This is a genomic window from Nocardiopsis halophila DSM 44494, assembly GCF_000341245.1.
Classification (GTDB): domain Bacteria; phylum Actinomycetota; class Actinomycetes; order Streptosporangiales; family Streptosporangiaceae; genus Nocardiopsis_A; species Nocardiopsis_A halophila.
In genome coordinates this window covers 1-7,932 of record NZ_ANAD01000176.1, presented here as the reverse complement: position 1 = coordinate 7,932, position 7,932 = coordinate 1, and the positions used below count along the sequence as shown (strand labels likewise).

The following is a 7,932-nucleotide window of genomic DNA, read 5'->3' as shown; positions in this document are numbered from 1 at the left end:
CCGGGGGCCGCCCCATCCGGTCCACGTACTCCTGCGGGGTGCCCAGGCCGTAGATGCACGACACCGACGCCACCACCACGGTGTCGCGGCGGGTGAGCAGCGAGTTGGTCGCCGAGTGCCGCAGCCGCTCCACCTCGTCGTTGATGGAGGAGTCCTTCTCGATGTAGGTGTCGGTCTGCGGGACGTAGGCCTCGGGCTGGTAGTAGTCGTAGTAGGAGACGAAGTACTCGACCGCGTTGTTCGGCAGCATCTGGCGCAGCTCGTTGGCGAACTGCGCGGCCAGCGTCTTGTTGGGCTGCATGACCAGGGTGGGGCGCTGCACCTGCTCCACCATCCAGGCCACCGTGGCGGTCTTGCCGGTACCGGTGGCGCCCAGCAGCACCGTGTCGCGGTCCCCGGCCCCGACCCGGCCCGCCAGGTCGGCGATGGCCGCGGGCTGGTCGCCCGCCGGAACCATGTCCGAGACCACCTCGAACGGCGCCTTCTTGCGCTGGATGTCGGTCACCGGTCGCATGCCGCCCCCATCGTCGCCTCCGTGCCGCGCGGGCCGCAGGTGCCCGCACCCTCCAACCTAGCGCCGCCCTGCGACAGCGCCGGACCGATGCGTGCAACCGGCGGCGGCGCCCGGCCATTCCCCGGGGCCCGGGCCCAGGGCGGCGGACCGCGCCGGGCGCGGGTCACCCCTGGTCGGCGCGGGCGCGCAGCTCCTTCCACACCTGGGCCACGCGGGCGTCCAGCTCCTCGCGGGTGCCGGAGTTGTCCACCACGATGTCGGCGACGGCCAGCCGCTCCTCGCGCTCGGCCTGGGCGCGGATCCGGGCCCGCGCCTGCTCCTCGGGCATGCCGCGGTCCCCGACCAGGCGCTCCACCCGCAGCTCCTCGGGGGCGTCCACGACCACCACCACGTCGTACAGCTCCTGCAGACCGTTCTCCACCAGAAGCGGAACGTCGTCGACCACGACCGCTCCCTCGGGGGCGCGCTCCATCAGCTCCCGGGTGCGCTCGGCCACCCGGGGGTGCACGATGGCGTTCAGCCGGGTCAGCCGGGCCGTGTCGGAGAAGACGATCTCGCCCAGCCGGGGCCGGTCCAGGCGCCCGTCGGCGTCCAGCACGCCCTCCCCGAACTCGGCCACCACCTCGGCCAGCCCCGGGGTGCCCGGCTCGACGACCTCGCGGGCGATCGCGTCGGCGTCGACCACCAGCGCGCCCGCCTCGCCCAGGCGCCGCGCCACCTCGCTCTTGCCGGAGCCGATGCCCCCGGTCAGTCCCACTCGAAGCATGGGGCCGAGACTACGGCACCGGCTCCCCGGGTGCGGCGCCGGGCGCCGGCTTGCCCAGGTGCACCAGCACCAGGTGGTCCGACAGGCGCTCCCGGGAGGCCTCGGTGTAGCCCAGGGAGCGGAAGAAGCGCAGGTTGTCCTCGCTGCCGTGCCCGGTGGCCAGCGCGAAGCGCTCCAGCCCCGGGTGGTCGGCGGCGGCGCGGCGCTCCAGCTCGGCCATGAGGGCCCGGCCGATCCCCCGCCGCCGCACGTCCGGCGCCACGGCCAGCCGGTTGACCAGGAACGCGCGCTCGGCGGCGACGCCGCGCACGGCGCCCACGATGCGCCCCTCCAGCACCGCCTTGAGCACCGGGCCCCGGTCGAAGGAGGCCCGCACCTGCTCGCGCCCCTCGGTCAGCGGCGGGAGGTAGGGGTCCCCGTACAGCTGCGCCTCGGTCAGGTAGGCGGCGCGCTGCAGGGACCAGATCGGGCCCGCGTCCTCGGGCGCGGCCGCGGTGACGGCCGGTTCGGGCGGGGTGTCGGCGCGCATGGGCTCCCTCTCGCGTGCGGGTGCGCGCCGAGCATAGCGGAGGGCCGCCCCCCGGTACGGGGAACGGCCCTCGGCGGTTCGCGATGTCCGCGCCGGAGTCCCGGCGGGGAGGCGGTGGCTACTCGCCGCCGCCCGCGAGCTTCTCCCGCAGCGCGGCCAGGGCCTCGTCGGAGGCCAGGGCACCGCCGGTGGAGTCGGCGCCGCTGGAGGCGCTGCCGCCGCCACCGTTACCGCCGCCGGCGGGCGCGGGGGCCGGAGCCTCCTCCTCGTACCCGCCGCCGGCCTCGGCCTCGGCCTCGGCGGCACGGGCCTCGGCGACCTGCTTGCGGTGCGCCTCGAAGCGGGACTGCGCCATGGCGTACTGGCGCTCCCACTCGTCCCGCTGGACCTCGAAGCCCTCCATCCACTCGCCGGTCTCGGGGTCGAAGCCCTCGGGGTACTTGTAGTTCCCCTGCTCGTCGTAGTCGGCGGCCATGCCGTAGAGCGTGGGGTCGAACTCCTCCTGCTCGGGGGAGACGCTCTCGTTGGCCTGCTTCAGCGAGAGGCTGATCCGGCGGCGGTCCAGGTCGATGTCGATGATCTTGACGAAGATCTCGGTGCCGACCTGCACGACCTGCTCGGGGATCTCCACGTGGCGCTCGGCCAGCTCGGAGATGTGCACCAGGCCCTCGATGCCCTCCTCGACGCGGACGAACGCACCGAACGGCACCAGCTTGGTGACCTTGCCCGGAACGACCTGCCCGATCTGGTGGGTGCGAGCGAACTGCTGCCAGGGGTCCTCCTGCGTGGCCTTGAGCGACAGGGAGACGCGCTCGCGCTCCATGTCGACGTCAAGGACCTCGACGGTGACCTCCTGGCCGACCTCGACGACCTCGCTCGGGTGGTCGATGTGCTTCCAGGACAGCTCCGAGACGTGCACCAGGCCGTCCACGCCGCCCAGATCGACGAAGGCGCCGAAGTTGACGATCGAGGAGACCACGCCCTTGCGGATCTGGCCCTTCTGCAGGGTGTTGAGGAAGGTCTGGCGGACCTCGGACTGGGTCTGCTCCAGCCAGGCGCGGCGGGACAGGACCACGTTGTTGCGGTTCTTGTCCAGCTCGATGATCTTGGCCTCGAGCTCGCGGCCGACGTAGGGCTGAAGGTCGCGGACGCGACGCATCTCCACGAGCGAGGCGGGCAGGAAGCCGCGCAGGCCGATGTCGAGGATCAGACCGCCCTTGACGACCTCGATCACCGTGCCGGTGACGACGCCGTCCTCCTCCTTGATCTTCTCGATCGTGCCCCAGGCGCGCTCGTACTGGGCGCGCTTCTTGGACAGGATCAGCCGGCCCTCTTTGTCCTCCTTCTGGAGGACCAGGGCCTCGACGTGGTCGCCGACGGCCACGACCTCGCCCGGGTCGACGTCGTGCTTGATCGACAACTCCCGGGAGGGGATCACCCCTTCGGTCTTGTAGCCGATGTCGAGCAAGACCTCGTCTCGATCGACCTTCACGATGGTGCCTTCAACGATGTCCCCATCGTTGAAGTACTTGATGGTCTCGTCGATCGCCGCGAGGAAGGCTTCCTCGGACCCGATGTCGTCGATCGCTACCTGGGGTGTCGAGGTTGCCTCGGTGCTGCTCGTCATGTGTGGGTGGACTCCGGATGCGGACAATGGCTAGGTTAGATGCGCCGCCGCCACCCGTCCGCGGTCGTTGAGTACGGTCGGTCAGGACCGCGTTGCGCACGGGTGCCCACAGCGCTCCGGCCAGAATATGAGACCCGAGCCCCCTGGTCAATCGGAATCCCGGCCCGCAAAGGGGCCAAGTCCCCATTCTGCGCATGCTACCCGCCCGCGCCCGCGAGCGGAAAGACGCCCCGCCCTGCGCGGCGGCTTCCGAAACGGCGCCCCCGGATCGCCTCAGTCGTCGCTTCGGCACGAGCGGGAGCGCTTGAGCGCCGAGCGGCGCCGCTTGTCCTCCAGTCGGCGCCGGCGGGCCCCGCGGCCGGGCCGGGTGGGCCGCCGCTCCCGGGGCGGCGGAGCGCAGGCCGCGTCCAGCGCGGCGCGCAGCCGCTCGGCGGCCAGCTCCCGGTTGCGCGCCTGCGACCTGGTGTCGGAGGCGCTGACCGTCAGCACGGTGCCGCGCAGCCGCCCCGCCAGCCGCTCCAGGGCCCGCTCGCGCTGGCGCCCGGTCAGCACGGAGGTCGCGGCCACGTCCAGCGACGCCGTCGCGCGCGTGTCCGAGGTGTTGACGTGCTGGCCGCCCGGCCCGCCGGACCGGGAGAAGCGCCAGACCAGCTCCGCCTCGGGCAGGGCGGGCACGCCCTGCGCGTCGCCGCGGTCCGCCATCTCCGGTGCCTCCATCACGATCGTCCTGGGCCGTCGTTCCGCTCAGAGCGTAACCGCCGTGGCGCCGCACGGCATCCCGATTCTCGGAGATTCCGGACGCAGGCGCCCGCTTCCGGACACGGCCGTGGGCCGGACCACCGCCCCGCGAAAGGGCCGACGCGACCGGAAGAAGACGCCCCGACCCGGCAGGCCCCGGCCCCCCGGGGGCCGGCTCAGAGCCGTGACGACGGCGCTGAACCGGCCGGACGGAAAGGACACCGCTCCAGCGGACACGCCCCGGGAACGCCCCGCCGGGCACGCCGCTAGTGCGCGGCGTCGCGCCAGTTCTCTCCCAGGCCGACCGAGACCGCGAGGGGCACGCGCAGGTCGTAGGCGCCGGACATCTCCTCCGAGACCAGCTTGCGCACCGACTCCACCTCGTCCTCGGGCACCTCCAGCACGAGCTCGTCGTGCACCTGCAGCAGCGCCCGCGCCCGGTGCCCGCCCTCGCGCAGGGCCCGGTCCACGTCCAGCATGGCGACCTTGATGATGTCGGCGGCCGAGCCCTGGATGGGCGCGTTCAGCGCCATCCGCTCGGCCATCTGCCGGCGCTGCCGGTTGTCGCTGGTCAGGTCGGGCAGGTAGCGGCGGCGCCCCAGGATCGTCTCGGTGTAGCCGTCCCGCCGCGCCTGCTCGACCACCTCGTGCAGGTAGTCCCGCACCCCGCCGAAGACCTGGAAGAAGTCCTCCATCAGGGTGCGGGCCTCCCCCGGGGAGACGCCCAGCTGCTGGGAGAGCCCGAACTCGCTGAGCCCGTAGGCCAGCCCGTAGTTCATCGCCTTGATGCGCGCCCGCTCCTCGCCGCCGACCTGCTCCGGCTCGGTGCCGAAGACCCGCGCCGCGATCTCGGCGTGGAAGTCGTGCCCGGTCTGGAAGGCCTCGATGAGCGCCTCGTCCTGGGACAGGTGCGCCATGATCCGCAGCTCGATCTGGCTGTAGTCGGCGGTCATCAGCGCGTCGTAGCCCGGCCCCACCACGAACGCGCGGCGGATCCTCCGCCCGGCGTCGGTGCGCACCGGGATGTTCTGCAGGTTGGGCTCCACCGAGCTCAGCCGCCCGGTGGCCGCCACCGTCTGGTTGAAGGTGGTGTGGATCCGCCCGTCCTCGGCGATGGTCTTGACCAGGCCCTCGACCGTGGTGCGCAGCCGGGTCTGGTCCCGGTGGCGCAGCAGGATCGCCGGCAGCTCGTTCTCGGTCTGGGTCGCCAGCCACGCCAGGGCGTCGGCGTCGGTGGTGTAGCCCGTCTTGATCTTCTTGGTCCTCGGCAGCCCCAGCTCCTCGAAGAGCACCTGCTGCAGTTGCTTGGGCGAGCCCAGGTTGAACTCCCGGCCCACCACCCGGTGCGCCTCCTCCACCGCGCGGCGCTGCTCGGCGGCGAACTCGGCCTCCAGGGAGTCCAGGTAGTCCCGGTCGGCGGCGATCCCGGCGCGCTCCAGGCCGGCCAGCACCCGCACCAGCGGCAGCTCGACGTCGGCCATCAGGCCGGCTCCGCCGCGCTGCTCCAGCAGCGCGTCCAGCCGGTCGGCCAGCTCGCGGGTGGCGCGGGCCCGCACCGCCAGGTCCGCGCGGGCCGCCCCGTCGGCGTCGCCGTCCCCGCCGTCGCCGCCCACGTCGAGCGAGAGCTGGCCGCCCTCCTCCTGGCGCCGGACCAGCTCCTTGTTCAGGTACTGGCGGCACATGTCCTCCAGGCCCGTCTTGCGCTGCCCCGGCTGCACCAGGTAAGCGGCGACCGCCGTGTCGCTGCTGACCCCCTGCAGGTCCCAGCCGTGCGCGAACGCCGCGAGCAGCGGCCCCTTGGCCTCGTGCACGGCCTTGGGCCGGTCCTGCGCGGACAGCCACGCGGCGAACGCGCGCTCGTCCTCCTCGCCCAGCGAGGCGGGGTCGACGTAGGCGGCGGCCCCGTCCGGCGCGGCCACGGCCACCGCCTCCAGGGCGCCCGTCCCCGCACCCCACGTGCCGGAGAAGGCCACCCCCGACCGGCCGCCGGAGGCGTGCCCGTCCAGCCACGCGCCCAGCTCCCCCGGCGCGGGCACCTGCACCGCGTCGTCGAAGTCCTCGCCGGCGTCGGGCTCCTGCTCGGCCTGCCCGGTGCCCACCACCTGGAACAGCCGGTCGCGCAGGGTCGAGGCGAACTCCAGGTCGTCGAAGAGGGTGTTCACCCCCTGGGCGTCGGCGGTCCCCGGCTCAAGATCGGACAGGCCCACCTCCAGCGGCACATCGCCCACCAGGAGGTTGAGCCGCTGGTTGCGCAGCACGTCGTCCAGGTGGTCGCGGAAGTTCTGCCCGGCCTTGCCGGTGAGCTCCTCGGCGCGGGCCACCAGCTCGTCCAGCGACCCGTACTTCAGGATCCACTTGGCCGCCGTCTTGGGCCCGACCCCCGGAACGCCCGGCAGGTTGTCGGCCTTCTCCCCCACCAGCGCCGCCAGGTCGCGGTAGCGCTCCGGCGGCACGCCGTACTTCTCCTCCACCCGTTCGGGCGTCATCCGCGTCAGGTCCGACACGCTCTTGCCCGGGTAGAGCACCGTGCACCCGCCGTCGACCAGCTGGAAGGCGTCCCGGTCGCCCGAGGCGATGAGCACCTCCATGCCCGCGGCGCCGGCCTGCCCCGCCAGGGTGGCGATCACGTCGTCGGCCTCGAAGCCCTGCACCGACACCGACGTCATGCCCAGCAGCCGCAGCAGCTCCTGGACCAGCTCCACCTGCGAGGGGAACTCCGGCGGGGTGTCGGCCCGGCCGTCCTTGTAGTCCCCGTAGGCCTCGTGCCGGAACGTCGGCCCGGACACGTCCCAGGCCACCGCGATGTGCGTGGGCTCCTCCTCGCGCAAGAGCTTGATCAGCATGGACGTGAACCCGTACACCGCGTTGGTGGACTGTCCCGTCGTCGTCCCGAACTTCTCGACCGGGAGCGCGAAGAAGGCGCGGAACGCCATCGAGTGCCCGTCCACCAACAGCAGGCGGCCACCGCCGCCCGCCGCGGACGCGCCGCCTGTACTGCTCTGACCGGGGGTCTGCTGTGTGTTCGCCACAGGGGAATCCTAGGATGCGGTGCGGACTTTTTCGCGTGGCCTGCGCACCGCCGGGCCCGTCGCCGCCGCGAACGCGCCCCGAAGGGCGCACCACCTCCTGGAAAGGGGCACCCCGCCATGACCCTCAACGCCGAGCAGCTCGCCGAGATCATGGGCAGCACCAGCTCCGGCGGCTCCCTCGGCGACCGCATGGGTCTGGAGCTCCTGGAGGCCTCCCCCGAGCGGGTGGTGGGGCGCATGCCCGTGGACGGCAACACCCAGCCCTACGGGATCCTGCACGGCGGCGCCTCCTGCGTGCTCGCCGAGACCCTGGGCTCGGTCGGCTCCGCGCTCATCGCCGGCGAGGGCCGCATCGCCGTCGGCATCGAGATCAGCGCCACCCACCACCGCCCGGCCACCGAGGGGCACATCACCGGCGTGGCCACCCCCGTGCACACCGGGCGCACCCTCGCCACCTGGGAGATCGAGATCACCCGCGAGGACGGCAAGCGGGTGTGCACCTCCCGCCTGACGTGCATGCTGCGCGACGCCTGAGCCGCCCGCGGCCGCGCGCCGCGCCGACCGGCGGACGAGGGCCCGCCCGGGGACGCCCCGGGCGGGCCCTCTCTTCATGCCCGCCCATGCCCGGGTCGTGTCCGCTGGAGTGGTGGAACTGTCGGCCGCGTCCTTGTGAGCGGTGCGACCGCTGCAGCGCGATCGGCGACCCCGCCCCCGGTGCGCCCCTCCATG

7 protein-coding genes are annotated in these 7,932 nt (G+C 73.2%); 1 reads left to right on the top strand and 6 read right to left on the bottom strand.

Annotated features, from left to right (window positions below; all coding sequences use genetic code 11):
- From D450_RS30750 to polA, 6 genes are all read right to left on the bottom strand, one after another.
- Positions 1-514, bottom strand: a 514-nt coding sequence (locus tag D450_RS30750; protein ID WP_039820729.1) for a DEAD/DEAH box helicase family protein, incomplete at its 3' end; no start/stop codon positions are given.
- A 163-nt stretch (positions 515-677) separates the two neighbouring features.
- Positions 678-1,280, bottom strand: a complete 603-nt coding sequence (coaE, locus tag D450_RS0120465) for a dephospho-CoA kinase (protein ID WP_026124378.1) — start codon at positions 1,278-1,280, stop codon at positions 678-680.
- A gap of 10 nt (positions 1,281-1,290) precedes the next feature.
- Positions 1,291-1,809, bottom strand: coding sequence for a GNAT family N-acetyltransferase (locus tag D450_RS0120460; protein WP_017540516.1), 519 nt, complete (start codon positions 1,807-1,809; stop codon positions 1,291-1,293).
- Between the two features lie 118 nt (positions 1,810-1,927).
- The gene (gene rpsA, locus D450_RS0120455; RefSeq protein ID WP_017540515.1) at positions 1,928-3,436 is read right to left on the bottom strand and encodes a 30S ribosomal protein S1; all 1,509 of its coding nucleotides are present in this window, start codon (positions 3,434-3,436) and stop codon (positions 1,928-1,930) included.
- A gap of 273 nt (positions 3,437-3,709) precedes the next feature.
- A complete protein-coding gene (arfB, locus tag D450_RS0120450; protein WP_017540514.1) occupies positions 3,710-4,153 on the bottom strand; it encodes an alternative ribosome rescue aminoacyl-tRNA hydrolase ArfB in 444 nt (147 codons plus the stop codon).
- A 287-nt stretch (positions 4,154-4,440) separates the two neighbouring features.
- Positions 4,441-7,203 (bottom strand): DNA polymerase I, encoded by a 2,763-nt coding sequence (polA, locus tag D450_RS0120445; RefSeq protein WP_083932718.1) that lies wholly within the window; start codon positions 7,201-7,203, stop codon positions 4,441-4,443.
- 117 nt (positions 7,204-7,320) lie between these two features.
- On the opposite strand from polA, the gene D450_RS0120440 reads away from it, so the two are divergent.
- Complete coding sequence (locus tag D450_RS0120440) at positions 7,321-7,737, top strand: PaaI family thioesterase (protein WP_017540512.1); 417 nt, start codon at positions 7,321-7,323, stop codon at positions 7,735-7,737.
- The last annotated feature ends 195 nt before the right edge of the window (positions 7,738-7,932 follow it).